13 protein-coding genes are annotated in these 18,341 nt (G+C 63.8%); 6 read left to right on the top strand and 7 right to left on the bottom strand.

What is annotated here, in order from left to right; all coding sequences use genetic code 11:
* The coding region (gene rpoZ / locus VF497_RS01500) for a DNA-directed RNA polymerase subunit omega (RefSeq protein WP_330885555.1) at positions 1 to 220 on the bottom strand (220 nt) is incomplete at its 3' end.
* 266 nt (positions 221 to 486) lie between these two features.
* Here rpoZ and VF497_RS01505 point away from each other — a divergent pair.
* Positions 487 to 1,239: a VacJ family lipoprotein gene (locus VF497_RS01505; protein ID WP_330885557.1), complete on the top strand. Its 753-nt coding sequence runs from the start codon at positions 487 to 489 to the stop codon at positions 1,237 to 1,239.
* 24 nt (positions 1,240 to 1,263) lie between these two features.
* Here VF497_RS01505 and agaR read toward each other — a convergent pair whose 3' ends face one another.
* From agaR to VF497_RS01525, 4 genes are all read right to left on the bottom strand, one after another.
* Positions 1,264 to 2,058 (bottom strand): transcriptional repressor AgaR, encoded by a 795-nt coding sequence (gene agaR / locus VF497_RS01510; protein ID WP_330885559.1) that lies wholly within the window; start codon positions 2,056 to 2,058, stop codon positions 1,264 to 1,266.
* Positions 2,055 to 3,296, bottom strand: a complete 1,242-nt coding sequence (locus VF497_RS01515) for an amidohydrolase family protein (RefSeq protein WP_330885561.1) — start codon at positions 3,294 to 3,296, stop codon at positions 2,055 to 2,057. Before VF497_RS01515 ends, agaR begins: the two co-directional genes overlap by 4 nt.
* A gap of 140 nt (positions 3,297 to 3,436) precedes the next feature.
* Positions 3,437 to 6,427 (bottom strand): TonB-dependent receptor plug domain-containing protein, encoded by a 2,991-nt coding sequence (locus tag VF497_RS01520; RefSeq protein ID WP_330885564.1) that lies wholly within the window; start codon positions 6,425 to 6,427, stop codon positions 3,437 to 3,439.
* Between the two features lie 78 nt (positions 6,428 to 6,505).
* Positions 6,506 to 9,865, bottom strand: a complete 3,360-nt coding sequence (locus tag VF497_RS01525; protein WP_330885566.1) for a TIM-barrel domain-containing protein — start codon at positions 9,863 to 9,865, stop codon at positions 6,506 to 6,508.
* A gap of 350 nt (positions 9,866 to 10,215) precedes the next feature.
* Between VF497_RS01525 and VF497_RS01530 the strand changes: the two genes are divergently transcribed.
* The 5 genes from VF497_RS01530 (at position 10,216) to VF497_RS01550 (ending at position 17,335) form a co-directional block, all read left to right on the top strand.
* Positions 10,216 to 11,424, top strand: a complete 1,209-nt coding sequence (locus VF497_RS01530) for a tagatose-6-phosphate ketose isomerase (protein WP_330885568.1) — start codon at positions 10,216 to 10,218, stop codon at positions 11,422 to 11,424.
* On the top strand, positions 11,421 to 12,341 hold the full coding sequence (locus VF497_RS01535; RefSeq protein WP_330885570.1) for a carbohydrate kinase family protein: 921 nt from the start codon (positions 11,421 to 11,423) through the stop codon (positions 12,339 to 12,341). Before VF497_RS01530 ends, VF497_RS01535 begins: the two co-directional genes overlap by 4 nt.
* A gap of 26 nt (positions 12,342 to 12,367) precedes the next feature.
* Complete coding sequence (locus tag VF497_RS01540) at positions 12,368 to 13,660, top strand: D-tagatose-bisphosphate aldolase, class II, non-catalytic subunit (RefSeq protein ID WP_330885572.1); 1,293 nt, start codon at positions 12,368 to 12,370, stop codon at positions 13,658 to 13,660.
* Between the two features lie 244 nt (positions 13,661 to 13,904).
* On the top strand, positions 13,905 to 15,221 hold the full coding sequence (locus VF497_RS01545; RefSeq protein WP_330885574.1) for a DUF3472 domain-containing protein: 1,317 nt from the start codon (positions 13,905 to 13,907) through the stop codon (positions 15,219 to 15,221).
* A gap of 71 nt (positions 15,222 to 15,292) precedes the next feature.
* The gene (locus VF497_RS01550) at positions 15,293 to 17,335 is read left to right on the top strand and encodes an enterotoxin (protein ID WP_330885576.1); all 2,043 of its coding nucleotides are present in this window, start codon (positions 15,293 to 15,295) and stop codon (positions 17,333 to 17,335) included.
* A gap of 91 nt (positions 17,336 to 17,426) precedes the next feature.
* Here VF497_RS01550 and VF497_RS01555 read toward each other — a convergent pair whose 3' ends face one another.
* Both VF497_RS01555 and VF497_RS01560 read right to left on the bottom strand, forming a co-directional pair.
* Entirely contained in the window at positions 17,427 to 17,654 is a 228-nt protein-coding gene (locus VF497_RS01555; protein WP_330885578.1) for an STAS domain-containing protein, read from the bottom strand.
* Positions 17,651 to 18,289: an ABC transporter substrate-binding protein gene (locus VF497_RS01560; RefSeq protein ID WP_330885580.1), complete on the bottom strand. Its 639-nt coding sequence runs from the start codon at positions 18,287 to 18,289 to the stop codon at positions 17,651 to 17,653. The genes VF497_RS01555 and VF497_RS01560 overlap by 4 nt, the downstream gene beginning before the upstream one ends.
* Positions 18,290 to 18,341: the final 52 nt, after the last annotated feature.

The following is an 18,341-nucleotide window of genomic DNA, read 5'->3' on the forward strand; positions in this document are numbered from 1 at the left end:
TCGCCATGAGGACGAGTTCGAAGCGGTTGTCGACCACTTCCAGACAATCTTCCACGGTAATGCGTGCCATAAAAACACCTCGAAAAACCAAACTGCGAAGCCCGGGCCGCACGCGATCCAAAAGGAACCGCGCGGGACTCGAATCGTCTCGAATGCGCCGATCCGGCGCGGATGCGGCAGCGGGTTTGCGTGTGGACCTGTGATCGGTCGCACGAAACACGCGCGGACTGGTGGAAACTTATACGTTCCACATTGTAGCTGCTGCACTGTACGTGGCGCAAACCCGCTGACCGAAAGACGTGCCTGGAACTGAACTTGCGCTGTACTCCACACGTCTTGAAAGTGGGCAGGCGCGTCGCAATTGCGTACGCTTGCGCGTCAGACAGGGAAATGCGCCCTGCGCGCCCGCGTTGCGGAAAGCCCAAGGACAGCCGATCGATGCCGAAAATCTCGACCACCCTCCCCCTCTTTGCCGTTGGTGCCGCCGTGCTGGCTGGCTGCGCGACGCCGATGCCGCGGCGGGACGATCCGTACGAGAAATTCAACCGCAAGATGTACGCGTTCAACGACTTCGCCGACCAGGTCGCAATCCGGCCGGTCGCGGTCGGCTACCGCAAGGTCACCAACGACACCTCGCGCCGCCTGATCAGCAACTTCTTCGCCAACGTCAAGTCGCCGATCACGATCGTCAACGACGTGCTGCAATGGCAGCCGAAATACGCTTTCACGCAAACGAGCCGGCTGGTCATCAACACGACCGTCGGCGTCCTCGGCCTGTTCGATCCGGCCAGCGAAATGGGCATCGACGCGCACACGACCGACTTCGGCGTGACCCTGGCCAAGTGGGGTGTGCCCGAAGGCCCCTACCTGGTACTGCCGCTGTTCGGCCCGACCACCGGGCGCGACCTGCCCGCGATCGCGGTCGACCAGTACTTCCTCGATCCGGTTGCGTGGTACGGCGCTTCGCACGATTTCAAATGGCACGCCGAATATCTGCCGCAGGTGGCGTACCTCGTCACGTTGCGTTCAAGCGCGATCGATGCAGAGGGCCTGCTGCAGGGCGTCTACGATCCGTACGTGTTCTACCGCGACGCGTATCGCCAGCGCCGGCTGTACAAGATCTACAACGGCAATCCGCCGATGGAGGCGATCCAGGCGCTGCAGGGCGACGAGAATCTCGATGTCGACAAGCTGCTCGAAGAGCAGCAGCAGTACGAGAAGAAATCGAAGCAGCCGTAACGCGCGCGGCGCAAACCGCAGCGCTCAGACCAATTTCACCTGCACGCCGGCTTCCTCCAGTGCGCGCACGTGTTCTGCCTGTGCGCCGGTATCGCTGAAGATCCTATGCAGTCCCGACAACGGCGCGATCACCGACAGGCTGCGCTGGCCGAACTTGCTCGAATCGAACACGCCGATGACCTCGCGCGAAACGCGAATCATCAGCGCGTTGAGCGTCGCTTCTTGCGGGTCGGGCGTGGTCACGCCGACTTCGGGATCGATGCCGTCGACGCCGAGAAACAGGCGGTCGGCGGAAAGCTGCGCGAGCATCTGCTCCGCGCCGGAGCCGACCAGCGACTGCGAGCTCGCGCGCAGCAGGCCGCCGAGCATCATCACGCGGATCGCGGGGATCGCGCCGAGTTCGAGCGCGATGTGCAGCCCGTTCGTGATCACGGTCAGCTCGCTCCACTTGCGCTGGCGCAGTGCGCGTGCGATCTCGATCGTGGTCGAGCCCGAGTCGAGGATGATCGTTTCGCCGTCCTCGACCAGCTTCGCGGCGGCCTGACCGATGCGCCGCTTCTGCGCATGACGGCGCGTCTCCTTGATGCTGAGCGGCGTATCGATCGCGTGCGCAGGCGCAGGCAGTGCGCCACCGTGCGAGCGCACGATCGCGGCATTGCGCGCGAGCGCCTCGAGGTCGGCGCGGATCGTCACCGGTGAAATCTCGAAGCGCGCGGCGAGTTCCTCGACCGTGGCGCGACCCTCGCGTTCGACCTGTTCGACGATGAGGCGACGGCGTTCTTCGACGAGCAGGCGGGACGAGGACGGCGGACGGGTCATGTAGTCAAACCGAGGAGGCGGGCGGCGTTGTCGTGATAGATCTTGCGCAGTATCGCCTCGGGCAGGCCGATGCCGTAGATCGACCAGCGCCCCTGCGGCGGAACTTCGGCGGGAGCATAGTCGAAATACTCGTCTTCCGTCTCCAGAAAGCGATAGTAGATTTCGTACAGCGCATCGCCGAGCAGTTGCTGCGGCACCTCGTCGCCCCACGGCGGCGGCACCGCGTCGGTGCCGAACAGGATGCGATCCTGCCAGCGCTCGAAGAACTGCCGGCTCGCGCGCGGCTGGCGCCCGAGTTCGCCGACGCGCGCGCTGATGTCGACGTGCACGTTCGCATGGCGATCGAGGCAGGCGGAAATCGCGGCGAGATCCTCGGCCTGCGAGCCGACGTGCATCAAGACGAACGTTGTCTGCGGATGTCGTGCAATGACGCGGTCACGCGCGGCGATCAACTCGTCGTAGCTCGGAAACTCGTCGCCGTAGAACGACCAGTCGGGATGATTGGCCAGCTCCTCGTAGCGTTCGTTGTGCGCGTCGGTCGGCAGGAAGAACGCGGCCGGATCGGCGCTGTGGATGAACACGGGCAAATTTAAATCCGCGCACGCCGCCCACATCGAATCGAAGCGGCGATCGTCGATCTTGAGCCTTTCGCCCGCGTCGACGCGCTCGCGCAGATAAAGTCCCAGCGTCTTCAGCAGCTTGAGGCCACAAGCGCCGGCACGCTTGGCGTGGGCGAGCGCATCGGCCTGGCGCTGCGGATAGTCGGGCTCGGCGATGTGTTCGAACGATGGCTCGGTCATCGTCAGGAAGCGGCCCGGCGCCGCACGATCAAAGCGCTCGATCGCGGCTTCCAGGCCTTTGCCGATGCCGCCGGTAAGGTTGACCATCGCGCGGATGCCCTTGCGCTCCATCAGCGGCAGCAATTCCTCGGGCGACGCGAACCAGGTCATCCCCTCGCCGACGGAAACGCCGCTGAGCGTCGTGCTCATCCACGACAGATGCGTGTGCACGTCGATCACCGGAAAGCGTGGGCGTTCGATGCGCGTCTCGCGCACGCGCAGCATGCTGCGCGGCTGGAAGTCGGTCAGGCGCAGATCCGCCTTGCCCGCATCGCGCGCGGTCTGCAGCGGATTCTTGCCGGCGCTGCCGCGCACGAGCGACCGCGGCGGCGTGCAGCAGAAACAGCGTGCCCGCGTCGGTGGCGCGAGGGCAGGTTGGATTTTGATAGCGGCTTTCATCGTGCGGCCCCGTCTTCGCGTCGAAGCATAGTGCGACAACACCCTCGCCCACCATTCCCGCGCGCGGCATGCGGGAGTGGCAGGCTTGGGTTCAATGCCGATCAAGCGCCGTCTTCATCGGCTTGACGGCGGCGAAGTGCTTACAGGAACTTGTACTTCACCGTGAGGCTGTAGATGCGACCGTAATAGCTCGCGTAGTCGGGGCCACCGCCGTAATAGTCACCCCAATTCGGATCGTAGAACGTATGGCGGTTGAACAGATTCTTGAACATGAGGCCGACTTCCGCTTTCTCGAACGGCTTCCAGTTCAAGCCGAGGTTGGCCGTCCACCACGACGGTGCGCCATTGCACTGGCCAGGCGCCACGGCCACATAGCCTGAGGTGCAAGCCGCTGCCGAGTTGTCGGTGTCGGTGGGGTCATAGGCCCACTTGGTCCTGCCAATGTAGTTGACGAAGAAACTGGTAGTGAAATCGCCGTAGCTCCAATCGGCGTTGAAGGTGGCGCGCCAGTGCGGATTGTTGTAGTAGCCGGCGACATTAGCGACCAGTCCCGGACTTGAAGGGTTGTAGAGAGCTGCCGTGTCCAAGCGGTGCATGTACGTTGCGGCCACGCCAAGAGTCAGCTCGCCCCAGCGATCCAGCGGCAGGCGACCGCGGGCGTCGATATCAATGCCATCGACCAAGGTGCGTCCGCGATTGTGGTACTGACCCACGACACTGGCGACATTGCCGACGCTGTAGCTCGGCAACGTGGCAGGGCAGGTAACGCCGCTGGCCGGGTTGGCGCACATGGCGGCCAGTGCCGCCAAGTTGGCGCGGTCGGTGTCATTGATCGGGAATCGGGTCAAAGAGAAATCGGTCGTTCGGGTGAAATCCGGCGCGGCGATTTCGTTGTGGCGATAGATAAACCAGTAGTCGGCCGACACGGAAAATTTCTTGGTCGGCTCGAACACGAAACCGAGCGTGCTGATCTTGGCCTTTTCCGGCCGCAGGTTCGAGTTCGGCTGGATCACGCGCGCCACGGTGCGGCTGCAATCGGCGTTCTTCAACTGACGCCCCAGGTCCACGTCGCCCGGAAGCTTGGAGTTCAAGAGCAGGCTCGCGATCGCATTGGTCTCGCCACAGCGGACCTCGTCGCGATAGCCGCCGAGCTGGGCGAAGACGCCGCCGGTGCCCGATTCGGCCAGGTTCGGCGCGCGGAAGCCTTCGGAATAGGTGCCGCGCAACAGCAGCTCCGGCAGCGCCTGGAACTTGATGCCGAGCTTCGGTGCGACGTTGGCATCGAAGTTCGGATACTTGTCCACGCGCAGCGCCCCCTCGACCTCGAGCTTATCGGTGATCGGCGCAACGGTTTCGCCGTACACGGCTTCAGTCGTGCGTTTGCCGTCGAAGAACGAGCCGCCCTGCTGCGTGATCAGTCCGTTCGCCGCGTTGGTGTTGCCGGGCGTAAAGAACGTCTCGCGCGACACGCTGTAGCCGAATGCCGCGCGCATCTCGCCCGCCGGCAGCGTGGCCACCGGACCTTCGATCTTGCCGTCCAGCGTAGTGAGACGGGTCCAGGAGCGGATATCGAACACAGGAAAAACGTCGCGCAGCAACGCCGTATTCTCCGCACTGATGACGCCGAACTTGTAGGCCGGGTGATCTGAGATGATGACGCGGCCGGTGCCTGGGTCGACGGTGAACGGGCCGAATGCCTTCGCGAAGCCATTGAGGTTGAAGTTGACGTTCTGGTAGGTGACCGACGCCGCGCCGGCGGTGGTGAGCGCGCTTTCCCAGCTCCAGTCGCCGAAGTTGCCGCGCAGGCCGACGTTGGCGCGATAGGTCTTGTCGGTGTTGTGCTGGCGGAAGTATTCGCTGCCCAGGTCCTGCAGCGGGTAGCTCAGGCCGACGACTCCACCCATGAGCGACTTCAGCGCGTCGCTGGCATGGTTGTACTCGTTGTTCGGGCCGAGGTAAGGGACGAAGAACGTGTTGATCGTCGAGCCGGTGTTGCGCGAACCCCAGGCCGTGGGGGTGCCGCTGGTGCTGGTGAAGGCGCGCACGGTGCCCGTATTGGCCGTCAGGTCGATGGCGGTGTAGGCCAGCTCGCCGAAAGCCTGCAGTGAATCGCTGATCTGGTACGTGCCATGGACATAGGTCGTAGCGCGATCCGACCTCGGACCGCCATCGACCTGATTGTTGAGGTTGGACTGCCACACGCAACGCGGGCCGGCACCTTGCACGATCACATTGTTGCAACCGGGTGCCGCTTCCTGCACTTTCGCACCGGTCGTCGGATTGAACGCGAAGAAGTAGCCGGGATTGAATGCGCCGGGCTTGCTGCCGGTGTCGAGGCGGAAATTGGTGATGTAGTTCGGGTTGTTGACGTAGTACTGCGGCGTCAGTTTGTCGTACGTGTCGTACTGCGGGATCGGATCGCGCCGATACAGGTTGATCGAAGCGTAGACGTTGTAACGATCTTCGCTGAGGCTGCCGATACCGCCGGTGATGCTGGCCTGGCGTTCGCCGTAGCTGCCGATGTGCGAGGACGAGTTCGTGTTCACGCTCGCTTCGAGCCCGCGGTATTCGCTTTTCGTGATGACGTTGATCACGCCTGCCACTGCATCGGTACCGTAGACGGCCGATGCGCCGTCCGTCAGCACTTCCACGCGCTCGATCGCTGCGGCGGGAATCGCGTCGATATTGACGAACTGGGTCTGGAATCCGATAGGCGCGCCGTAGTACGACAGCCGCCGGCCGTTCAGCAACACCAGCGTCGCCTGAGGGCCGAGAGCGCGCAGATTGGCCGTCGAAGCGCCGTCCGAGCCGGTGAACAGCGAAGCGCTGTCGCGCTGCACGGGCGTAGTTGCAGCGGGCAGGTTGTCGAGCACCTGGAGCAAGGTCGTGGCACCCATGCTTTCGATGTTCGCCTTGGTGATGATCTGCAGCGGCGAGGCGGTCTCGACGTCGGTGCGCTTGATGTTGGAACCGGTGACCTCGATGCGCTCCAGCTGCGTGGTGGCTTTGTCGTCCTTCTTGTCGGCATCCTGTGGCGCTTCCTGCGCAGCGAGTGGAACGGCGGCCAGTGCGGCGGCCAGAGCGATGGACAGGCGGGTCAGGGCAATGCGGTGATGACGGCTTGAAGACATCTTCGTTTCCTCGTTCGGCAGCGGAAGCCGCTGTGGCGTTGGATGGTTTACGGGGGTGTCGTGCAATGGAAAAATGGATCAGGGTGAAACGATGCTGGCGCTGTCGCCTTCCTGGCCGATCAACACGGCGTTGGCCCAGTTGCCGCAGACCTGTGCCGCGCGCGGACCCTGCGCGCCCAAGGTGCGCAGGCTGAGTTGCTTCAGGCCGCGAATGTCGAGTTCGGGTTTGACCACGCCCGGGGCTTTCACGAGACCGCTGTCATACAGCAGGCGTCCGTCGCCCCAGACCTGGAACTGCAGGCCGCCGGCATCGCGACAGCTGTCGTCGACGCCGAGGTCGGCGCGCAGCAGTTGCCAGTTGCCTTCGAGCTTCAGGTCGACGCGGCTTGTCGCGCCGACGCCGAGGCCGCGGCGGAACTGCAGGCCGTTCATGCGCATCTCGGCTTTGCCGCCGTTGGCGCGATCGCGCGCAACGTTTTTCGCCAACGCTGCAGGCAGCGCCAACTCGGACAGATAGCGCTGCTGCGGTGCGCGCTCGTCGACACGATGCTCGAGGATATGGAACGTCGACAGCGCGATCGGACCGACGTCGCGCGGACGCAGCGCGTCGAACGCGCGCGCCGCGCCGCCCTGTGCAGCGCTGACCATCGGGTCGGTGTCGCTGGCACTATCGCCTTCTGGGTTCTGCACGCTGAGTACGCGGAAGCGCAACAGGCGGCCCGCGCGCGGCGCGAATTCGATCTTCTGCATGCCCTGCTCGAGCTTGAGCCGGCCTTTCGCGATCGGCTCGCCCCACTCGCCATTGCTGTCGGCGAGATAGACCTCGTAGTCGCGCACCTGGCCATATTTCCAGTTCTTGTCGTTGCGCGGCGCGAGTTCGATGCCATCGATCAACCTGCGTTCGCCGAAGCCGATCGTCCACTCGTGCGCGCCGGTACGTATGGCCTGGTTGCGCACGCTGCGGAACCACGTGCCCGGATCGTCGTCGAACGCGTTCTCGAGTGCATGGCCCGGCTCTTCCGCGGGACGGTTGACCACGAGCAGGCTGTCGGATGGCAAGGCGCGGCCGAGCGCGGGCGCGGCAGGGAATGCATCGTCGGGCACGGCCTGCGCCGCCGGGATATCGAGGCGGAATGCGAGCGACTTGCGGATATCGACTGGCGCGGTGCGCACATGCAGCGTGCCGCGTCGATCCTTGGCATCGAAATACCAGCCCTCGCCGACCACGTCGAACGCGGCGCGGTCGGCCAGCTTCGGCAGCGCGCGGCCGTCGAGCTCGACCGCATTCGGCTGCTGACGAGCAAGCACGCGCAGCGCGTAGCGGCGTTGCGCCAGTTGTTCGGCGTACTGGCCTTTTACCGCGTCGATGCGCACGCGCACTTCACCGCTGCCTTGCGCAGGCGCCTGCATCGTGACGACCTGTTCGCTGGCCTCGCCCTTGGCATAGCGGCGCGTGTTGCCATCGTCTTCGTACAGCGTGTACTGCGATTCGCCCTGCGGATACAGATCGAAGGTGACTTCGTCGAGCGGCTTCTCGCCGTCGTAGTTCATCGCCGGATACATCGGCAGGATCGCACCCGCGCGCACGAACAGCGGCAGCGTCGCCAGCTCCACCTGGCGATCGATCTGCGCGCCTTGCGTACCGGCCTGCAGCTGGCGGCCATCCCAATAATCGATCCAGTGACCCGGCGGCAGGTGGATGTCGCGACGCCAGCCGCGGCTCGCGGCCTGGCTGCGGTACACGGGCGCGACCAGCAGGTCGCGACCGAGCAGGAATTGATACTTGTGCGCTTCGGTTTGCGCCTGCGGATCCTGCGGGTAGTCCCACATCAGACCGCGCACGATCGGCGCACCGGTGTTTTCCGCTTCGCGCGCGAGGCCATACATGTACGGCATCAGGCGCATCTTCAATTTCAGATAATCGCGGTTGATGCTGCGGTAGGGCTCGTCGAACGCCCACGGATGCTTGCGCTCGTTCGCCGACCAGCCGGACATGCCCATCAGCACCGGCGTGAAGCTCTTCCACTGCAGATCGCGGGTGAAGGTTTCGGCGCTGCCGCCGAAGATGCCGTCGACATCGCCGGTCGCATAGGCGTAGCCGGAGAGGCCCGAACCGATCAGCGTCGGAATGTGCCAGCGGATGTAGTCCCAGCTGCCGCTCTGGTCGCCGGTCCACGCCACCGCGTAGCGCTGGATGCCAGCCCAGCCCATCACCGTCCACAGGAACGGACGCGAGTCGGAGTTGTTGAAGATGCCATCGTACGCAGCGTGGTTCGCGTCCATCGCGAACTGGTAGCCCTTGCCGGTCCAGGCCACGTCGAGCTTCTGCACGCGCGTGCCGGCGGTGCCGACTTCCCAGGCGATCTTGTCAACGCCGTTCTCGGTCCAAAGTCCTGTCTTGAAACCGTACTTCGCGAGGCCCTGCACGACTTTCGGCAGGTCGGTATAGCCGCAGCCGTAGCCATCGTTCGGCAGGATCCAGCCGCCGGGCATATCGAACTCGCGGTACTTCTTCGCCACGCTGTCGATCACGTCGGGCGTGGTGCCGGTCGGGCCGTCGCTCCAGCCGTCGGGCACGGTGCCGGGCTTCTTCTTGTTGTCGCCGTCGTTGTAGCAGTCGGCGTCGCCATAGGAATAGCCCCAGCGCGGCAGCATGTGCGCGCGGCCGGTCAGTGCGGTGTAGCGATCGAGCAGATCGTGCAGGCCGTTGCCGACGAAGTAATACGCGTCAAAACGGTCTTCCTTGTGCAGCAGTGTGGCCTGGTCGGACTGGCGCAAGTCGTAGTTGCCGTCGGCCCAGGTGTTGCGCAACACGCCCCAACCGCGCGAGCTGAGCAGCATCGGCGCAGGGCTCGGACGGTCGCCTTCTTCCCAGCCGCCGGAGTAGGAGATTTCCAGTTCGCGGCCCTTGAACTCGAAGCGGCCGTTCTGTTGGCCGCCGCCATAGAAATGTTCGTCGGCGGTGCTCGACAGCACCTGCACGCTTTGCGCCTTGCCGAGATCGAGTGTCTGCAACTCATGCCACAGCGGTACGGCTTTGCCGGCATAGATGCGGTCAAGCGCGAAGCGCAGCGGCCGACGCTGGATGTGCAGCACCAGCGCGTCGGTGCGGATGCGCACTTCGTCCGTGGATTCCTCGACGCTGGCGGTTGCTTTTGTTGCGGCCTGCGGCAGCACGATGGCCGTGGCCTTGTCGCCAACCGGAAGCAGTTTGCCGTCGCGGCCTGCCTGCAGGCGCAACAGGTCGGCGCGCAGCAGGTCGATGCGGATACGGGCACCACTGTCCGTGGCCAGTTCCCATGCCGACATCGCATCGGCATCGGACGCTGGCGTAAAACTGCGAAGATTGCCCAGCGAATCCGCGTGAGCCGGACCTGCCCACACCGCGAGCGTCGCGATCAGGACGACCAAGCCGTAGCCAATGCCTCGTTCCCACATGTTCAAACCCGCCCCCAGGCGCCCGCAATATGCGGAAATTCGAAAAGTAGCGAACGACTTTATGGCACATTCGTAACAAATGTCAATAAATTTGAAAGAAAAAGAAAATAAATGAATTTAAACGAAAGTTTTAATTCTGATCGACATCGAGTGCTATGCTGCTGCAATAGCTATAGCATTCGCAGTAGCATTGGTAGGTAAAGGCAAGGCATTTTCTTTGGTCAGGCCACCTCCATCGAAGCTTCATGCGGACGACTCGTGGGCAAATTTGGAAGTTGCTTGAAACTTTCGTTTATTTTCGTTTATCCTGTTTATCGCGTCAAAATACTTTCATTTCGTTACTTTCCCGAATGCCAACCGCCACCGACAAGCCCCATCCGCTCTCGACCGAACTCGCCCGCCTCTTCGCCGCCGGCGCCGAGGAACAGCGCCGGGCCGGATACGCGGACACCGTGCGCGAAATCCTGCAGCAGCCGCAGACGTGGCGCGACACCGCAGCCCTGCTCGCCGCGCCTGCCGCCGCCGCGGTGCTTTCGCAGGCGCTGATCTCGCGCCCAGAACACATCGTGCTGACCGGATCGGGCAGCTCAGTACACGCCGGCGAATGTCTCGCCGCAGTGCTGCAGGCCGCCCTGCGCATTCCCTGCCGCGCCATTCCGGCCGGCGATCTGCTGACCCATCTGCGTGGCACGCTCGCGGCGGGTCGCGGCCTGATCGTTTCGATCGCGCGTTCGGGCGACAGCCCGGAAAGTGCTGCCGTGGTCGATTCGATCCTCGCCTCCGCACCGGCCTGTACTCACCTCGTCGTCACCTGCAACGCGAACGGTCGCCTGGCGACGCGCTACCGCGACGAGCCGCGCGTGCGCGTACTGCTGCTCGATGCGCGCACGAACGATCGCAGCCTCGTCATGACCAGCAGCTTCACCAACATGCTGCTCGCCGGCGGCGCGCTCGCGCAAAGCGACGCGCGCGCGTACGCGACCAACTCCGCGCTTGCCGCCGATATCGCGCAAAGCATTCTCAGCCGTCACGCCGACGCGCTGGCGATGATCGCGCGCAAGAATTTTTCCAACGCCGTCTATCTCGCCAGCGGACCGGGCCTCGGTGCCGCGCGCGAATCCGCGCTAAAGATGCTCGAGATGTCGGGCGGTGCAGTGGCGACGATGGCCGAGACCTTCCTCGGCCTGCGTCACGGCCCGATGTCGGCATTGAACCGTCCGAGCCTCGTCGTCGCGTTTCTCTCTGCGCACGAGAACGTGCGCGACTACGAATACGATCTGCTGCGCGAACTCGAGCGCAAGCAGCTCGGTCTCGCGCGCGTGATCGTCGGCGAAGCGATTCCCGCGGGCCTCGTCGGGTCGGGCGATCTCGCCATCGATCTGCCCGGCCTCAACACTCTGGGCGACACCCAGCGGCATGCAGTCGATGTCGTCGTCGGCCAACTGCTCGCGTTCTTCCGCTGCCTGCATCTGGGCCAGAAGCCCGATGCGCCCTCGGCCGGCGTGCTGACGCGCGTGGTCGAGGAATTCGCCATCCATCCGGCCGGCGACGCGCGATGAAGCGCGTCGTCATCGCCGGCGAGATCAACGTCGACCTGATCTTTACAGGCGTGCCCGCATTGCCCCAGTTCGGTCACGAAACGCTCGCGCAAACCTACGTGCAGTGTCCCGGTTCGTCGTCGATGATCCTGGCGATGGGTCTCGCACGGCTCGGCGACCCGGTGCGCTTCGTCGGCCGCTGCGGCAACGATGCCTTCGGTCGCTTCTGCATCGATGCGCTGCGCGAGCGCGGCGTCGACACCGCCGCGGTCATTGCCGACGACGATTTGCGCACGGGCGTGACCGTGGCGATGTCCTCGAATGTTGATCGTGCGCTGCTCACCTGGCCCGGCGCAATCGCCGAACTCACTGCAGACAATGTGAGCGATGCCGTGCTCGCCGAGGCGCAGCATCTGCACGTGTCCTCGTATTACCTGCAAGCCAAGCTGCGCCCGCAACTGGGCGAACTGTTCGCGCGCGCCCGCGCGCATGGACTCACTACCTCGCTCGATCCAGGCTCCGATCCCGAGCAACGCTGGGGCAGCGAGCTGATCGACGTGCTGCGTCACGTCGATGTGTTCCTGCCGAACAAGAGCGAAGCCTGCGCGATCACCGCCACCGATGCGCCCGAAGAAGCGCTGCGCGCACTCGACAACGGCAGCACACGCGTCGTCCTCAAGGCCGGCAGCCGCGGCGCGATGACGCTCGATGCAGGCAAGGTTCTCGTCGCCCCTGCCTACGCGACGCAAGCCGTCGACACGACCGGCGCGGGCGATTCGTTCAATTCCAGCTTCCTCCACGCCTGGCTGCGCGATCTGCCGCTGCTCGACTGCCTGCGCTGGGGCAATGCCTGCGGCGCCCTGTCCACGCGCGGGATCGGCGGCACCGCAGCCCAGGCCACAGCCGACGAAGCGCTCGCGCTGATCGAAGCGCGCTAAACGAACCCCGAACCGATGCGACTGACATGAAAGCGCTACTCGACCTCGCGGCACGCCATCGTTCCGGACAAGCCGTCGGCATTCCTTCGATCTGTTCGGCCCATCCGGTCGTGCTCGACGCCGCGTTGATCCACGCGCGCGACAGCGGAGGTCCCGTGCTGATCGAGGCGACGTCGAACCAGGTCAACCAGTTCGGCGGCTACACCGGCATGCGCCCGGCCGACTTCCACGCCTTCGTCATGGACAAGGCGGACCGCGTGGGTCTAGCGCGCGAGCAGGTGCTGCTCGGCGGCGATCATCTCGGCCCGAACGCCTGGCAGGACGAATCCGCCGCATCGGCGATGGCGAAGTCCGACGTGCTGATCGACGAATATGTCACTGCGGGCTTCCGCAAGATCCATCTCGACTGCTCGATGGCGTGCGCGGATGATCCCTCGGTGCTGGCCGATACCGAAGTCGCCGCACGCGCGGCGCGTCTCGCCGCCGTCGCCGAGCGCGCCTGGCGGCGCAGCGGCGGCGAAGCTCCGGTCTACATCGTCGGCACCGAAGTGCCCGTACCCGGCGGCGCGAAGGAAGAGCTCGACGAATTGCAGGTCACGCGCCCCGAAGCGATGGCAGCGACGGTCGAGGCGCACCGCCGCGCATTTGCCGAGCGGGGCCTCGACGACGCGTGGCAGCGCGTGATCGGTCTCGTCGTCCAGCCCGGCGTCGAGTTCGATCATCACGATGTCGTCGATTTTCGACCGGAAAAGGCGCGTGCGCTCAGCGCCGCGATCGAGCCATTTCCCGGGCTGATCTACGAGGCGCACTCCACCGACTACCAGACGCACGAGGCGCTCGCCGCGCTCGTGCGCGGCCACTTCGCAATCCTCAAGGTCGGCCCCGGTGTGACCTATGCGCTGCGCGAAGCGCTGTGGGCGCTGTCCTTCATCGAGGACGAGATTCTGCAAGCCGCGAAGCGTTCCGACCTGCGCCGCGTCGTGCTCGATGTCATGCACGCCGAACCGAAGTACTGGAACAAGTACTACACCGATGCCGAGCGCCTGACGCTCGACCTGCAATACAGCCTCAGCGATCGCGTGCGCTACTACTGGGCGCATCCGCGCCTCCGCGAGGCCTGCGACACCCTGCTGCGCAACCTCGACGCGGCCTCGCCGACGGGTGCGCTGCCGCTGGCGCTGCTCAGCCAGTACCTGCCGCGGCAGTACGAAGACGTGCGCGCCGGGCGATTGGCGAATTCCGCCGCGAGCCTTCTGCGCGCGGGTGTGATCCGCGTACTGGATCAGTACACGCAAGCCTGCGGGCAACCGCCGCCGTGAAGACGGGCCTGGCCGTACGACAAAACGAACTACCGCGGCGAACACTCTTCGCTCGCGGCAAGAATTTACGGCAGGTCAGGTTATCAGGCCCCGCGAACAACCACGCTGGTGTTCCGCTACAGCAATCTGCGACTCCAACGGACTCTCCGCCCGTCGTCAATGAGGGCGGAGCTTTTTCTTTCCGCTCACCGCTGCGGAATGGGGACGTGACGGTGCGTTCACTCCAGACCAATTGGGAGGTTTCATGAAACATCTTGTTTATCGTATCGGCGGTGTGCTGCTGATTTCCTGTCTCGGCGCATCGTTGGCGCAAGCCGCGCCCACGATTGTCCCATTGGGTGGCAATGCGTACATCACGCAATCGAAGAACAAATCAGACGAATCCATCGATGACACCGGCCTGCACAACTGGGATTCGTCTTCCACCACGATCAGCACTTACGTCGACGTGCTACAGCCCGGCGATCTTCAGCTGTCGCTGATCGGAGGTTTGTTCGAATCGACGCAGAGTACAGTCAAGGTATCGATCGGCGATCAATCGCAGACGATCGCTCTCGCGCCGGCCGGCGTGGCGAACTCGGCGTTTCCGGCGGGTACGTTCACGATCAATCAGCCAGGCTACGTGAAGATCGACCTACAAGGCGTCTCCAACGACGGCGGTTATTTCGGCGACATCTCCGCGCTGCAACTCGACGGCTCGGCGACCGCGGGCGGTCTGCTCTTCGCCAACGATCCGAACAACTTCTACTGGTCGCGGCGCGGTCCCTCGGTCCATCTGGGTTTCAACGTTCCGACCGCCACCGAATATTTCTATAGCGAAGTCACCGTGCCGGTCGGTCAGGATCCGGTCGGCACGTACTACATGGCAAACGGATTCAACGTCGGCTATTTCGGCATGCAGGTGAACGCACCGAACAAGCGCTGGATCCTGTTCTCGGTGTGGGATCCGTCGAACGGCAGCACCACGCTCGTCGCCAAGGGCAACCAGACCCTCGTCGACAATTTCGGCGGTGAAGGCACCGGTGGCCAAAGCCACATGATCTGCAACTGGCAAGCGGGCAGCACCTATCGCTTCGTCACGCGTGCGCAGCCCGACGGCCAGGGCAACACCTTGTTCTCGGCCTGGTTCGGCACACCGCAAGGTGACAACGCCTGCGGGGACAACGGCCAAAGCGGCAACAAGCTGCAGACGGGCGTCAAATGGAATTTCCTCGCCACGTGGAAATATCCCGGCACATCGACGTATCACAAAGGCGTGTATTCCTTCCTCGAAGGCTTCAATCCGGACACCGGCTACCTCGGCCGCCGCGGGAATTTCGGCAACGAGTGGGCGATCAGCTCGACCGGCGTGTGGACCGAAATCACCTCGGCCTGGTACGACGTCGATCCGACCGGCTACAACAACCAACGCGCGGACTTCGCCGGCGGCGCCGTCGACAATCAGTTTTACCTGCGCAACGATGGATTCTTCACGCCTTCGGTCGCCTCGCATCAGTGGTTCTATCGCCAAGCAAACGGCACGCATCCCGATGTGGACCTGAGCAATCTGCCACAGCAATAGAGGCCTAGTATGCAGCCGGCGCGAGGGACGCACCGGCTGCATTTTCATTTAACTACGAGATGAGAATTTTCATGGCCTTTACGTTTCCCCGTCTTTGCGAACACACGACACACGGATTGTTCGCCGTCGCCGTTTCGCTTGCGCTTGCCATCGCGGCAACGAACAGCGCCTCTGGCAGAGACATCACGCCGGGCGATGCCGGCAAAGCTAGACTCCATCTCGGCAAGGACGGATCGAGTCTTGGCAACGATGCACTCGTCGCCACTTGGCAAATTTCGGCGGGGCACCTGAGCGACTTGGTCATCGTCTATCCCTCGGAAGAGACTTCACTGAAATTTTCCGCACCGTTCGCGCTTGTGTTGGCGGATGGCAAGACGATCGACTCGTCCGGTATGACGCTTGTGGGCAACCCAAGCAAGAAGGTGCTGATAGCCGATACGAAGGCATCTCGTCTCGTCGACCATTTTCCTGGTCTCACAACGAGCGCGAGCTTCACCGATAGCGACGGACGCTTCCGCGTTGATTGGCATCTCGTGCAACGCGACCGCTCGGCCTATCTGCGTGAACTCGTAACGATCACCGCGCTCAAGCAGGACGAGGACATCGCGCAGGTACAGTTGTTGAAAGCCGATGATGTCGCCGGCGCGACCGTTTACGGCGACGTGAAGGGTTCACCTGTCGTCTTCGGCCCCTACTACTTCGGTTTTGAGAATCCGCTGTCGGAAAGCGAAGTTCGTGGCGCGCACGCGCGACTGCTCATCAAGCGCAGCCTGCCTTTGCGAAAGGGCCAATCCATCGAATATTCTGCCGTCGTCGGCATCGCGCGCGAGGGTCAGCTGCGCCGCGATTTCGCGACCTATGTCGAGCGCGAGCGCGCACATCCGTATCGTCCGTTCCTGCACTACAACTCGTGGTACGACATCGGCTATTTCACGCCGTACACGCAGGAGCAGGCGCTCGATCGCATCAAGGCGTTCGGCGAACAGTTGAGCGTGAAGCGCCACGTCAAGCTCGACTCGTTCCTGTTCGACGACGGCTGGGACGATCGCAGCGGCAGCTGGCGTTTCAGCACGAAGGATTTCCCGCAGGGCTTCGTGCCGCTGAAGGACGCCGCCGCGAAGTACGCCGCCGCGCCCGGCGTGTGGTTGTCGCCATGGGGCGGCTACAGCAAGCCGAAGCAGGAGCGCGTGAAGAACGGCAGGGAGGCCGGCTACGAAATCATCGACAACGGCCTCGCCCTGTCCGGACCGAAGTACTACCAGCGCTTCCACGACGCGGTGCTGGAACTGCTGACGAAGAATGGCATCAACCAGTTCAAGTTCGACGGCACCGGCAACGCCGACAAGGTGTTTCCTGGCAGTCGCTTCGACAGCGATTTCGCCGCGGCGATAGCCCTGATCGACGACATCCGCGCAGCGAAGCCGGACACGTTCGTCAACCTCACGACCGGCACCTATCCGTCGCCGTTCTGGCTGCGCTACGCCGATTCGATCTGGCGCGACGGCGAGGACGATGATCTCGCCGGTGTCGGCACCAATCGCGAACGCTGGATCACCTATCGCGATGCGCAGACCTATCGCAACGTCGTGCAGCGCGGGCCGTTGTTCCCGCTCAATTCACTGATGCTCCACGGCATTATCTATGCGCAGATGAACAAGCGCCTCGACGCCGACCCCGGCCACGACTTCGCCAACGAGGTGCGCTCGTACTTCGCCAGCGGCACCCAACTGCAGGAGATGTACATCACGCCGTCATTGCTGAACGAAGGCGACTGGGACACGCTCGCAGAGGCGGCACGCTGGTCGCGTGCGAATGCCGAAGTGCTGCGCGACACGCACTGGATCGGCGGCGACCCGGGCCGGCTCGACGTCTACGGCTGGGCCGCGTGGACACCGCAGAAGGCGTTCATCACGCTGCGCAATCCCGATGCGAAACCGCAACTCGCGGTGATCGACCTGCAACGCCAGCTCGAACTGCCGCCGGGCAGCGCGCGACACTATGCCGTAAAGCCCGTCTGGGGCGGCGGTGAGTCGACGACATTCGATGCCGATCACGCTGCGACGCTGACCGTCGCACCGTTCCAGGTGATCACGTTCGAATTGACGCCACGGTGACCATGAACCGAACGGCAACGCGCCGGTCAGCAACTTTCGGAAACCTCTCTCCGTTACCGCCATACTCGCTTTTGGGGAATGGCGGTCTTTTTCAGAGGCCGAGCAGCCCGTCGACGTCCGACAGCCGCGCGAGATTGCGCAGCGCCGGCGGTGCATTGAGGTAGCGCAGCGCGGCACCGCGCTCGCGGGACTGTGCAGACCAGGCGATCAGCACGGCGAGCGTTGCGCTGTCCGCATCGGCCAGATCCGACAAATCGACCGGATTCTGCGCAGGCGGATTGCCCAATGCAGCACCGGCATTGTCGAAGCTGATCCTCACTTCTTGATGCCTTCCGAATCCATCGACTCCAGCGCCTTGGCGCCCTGGCTTTCGAGGCGCGTGGTCAACGCATCGAGGCTCGACTTCTGGATTTCCTCGGCGACCTGGTTGCGGTAGTTGGTCACGTAGGAAATGCCTTCGATGATGACGTCGTAGGCTTTCCAGTCGCCCTGCGAAGTCTTGCGGAACGCGTAGTCGACGGGCACGAGCTTGCCGTCGTCGAGCACGACCTGGGTGCGCACGAGCGTGCGCTTGTCGTTGAGTTCGCCCTGCTGCGGCAGCACGCGCACGCGGCCTTCGGTGTACTTGAGCAGGCCCTCGGCGTAGCGGTGCGTGATCGAGTTGTACATCGCCTTGGCGAAGCGCGCGCGCTGTTCCGGCGTCGCCGTGCGCGCGTTTTGGCCGAGCACGAGGATCGAGGCGTAATCGATGTCGAAGTGCGGCAGCACGATCTGGTCGATGACCTTGATCAGGCCTTCGCGATCCTTGGCGAGTTCGGCGCGGCGCTTGTCCATCGTCTTGCCGAGGTCGTCGACGAGGCTCTGCACGACCTGGTTCGGCGCGGGCGTGTCCGCGAATGCGGGAGTCGCCGTCGCCAACGCGAGTACACAGAGCAGAGAATACAGAATGCGCATACGTCACCTTTTCAATGTTCGCGGATGCCCATGCATCCGTCGTTCGTCCCTG

This window comes from Rudaea sp. (genome assembly GCF_036383415.1).
Taxonomy (GTDB): domain Bacteria; phylum Pseudomonadota; class Gammaproteobacteria; order Xanthomonadales; family Rhodanobacteraceae; genus Rudaea.

Bases quoted from the DNA above. Each gene is read 5' to 3' on its own strand.
- agaR (WP_330885559.1), bottom strand. From the start codon at position 2,058: ATGACCCGTCCGCCGTCCTCGTCCCGCCTGCTCGTCGAAGAACGCCGT.
- VF497_RS01515 (WP_330885561.1), bottom strand. From the start codon at position 3,296: ATGAAAGCCGCTATCAAAATCCAACCTGCCCTCGCGCCACCGACGCGG.
- VF497_RS01520 (WP_330885564.1), bottom strand. From the start codon at position 6,427: ATGTCTTCAAGCCGTCATCACCGCATTGCCCTGACCCGCCTGTCCATC.
- VF497_RS01525 (WP_330885566.1), bottom strand. From the start codon at position 9,865: ATGTGGGAACGAGGCATTGGCTACGGCTTGGTCGTCCTGATCGCGACG.
- VF497_RS01530 (WP_330885568.1), top strand. From the start codon at position 10,216: ATGCCAACCGCCACCGACAAGCCCCATCCGCTCTCGACCGAACTCGCC.
- VF497_RS01535 (WP_330885570.1), top strand. From the start codon at position 11,421: ATGAAGCGCGTCGTCATCGCCGGCGAGATCAACGTCGACCTGATCTTT.
- VF497_RS01540 (WP_330885572.1), top strand. From the start codon at position 12,368: ATGAAAGCGCTACTCGACCTCGCGGCACGCCATCGTTCCGGACAAGCC.
- VF497_RS01545 (WP_330885574.1), top strand. From the start codon at position 13,905: ATGAAACATCTTGTTTATCGTATCGGCGGTGTGCTGCTGATTTCCTGT.
- VF497_RS01550 (WP_330885576.1), top strand. From the start codon at position 15,293: ATGGCCTTTACGTTTCCCCGTCTTTGCGAACACACGACACACGGATTG.
- VF497_RS01560 (WP_330885580.1), bottom strand. From the start codon at position 18,289: ATGCGCATTCTGTATTCTCTGCTCTGTGTACTCGCGTTGGCGACGGCG.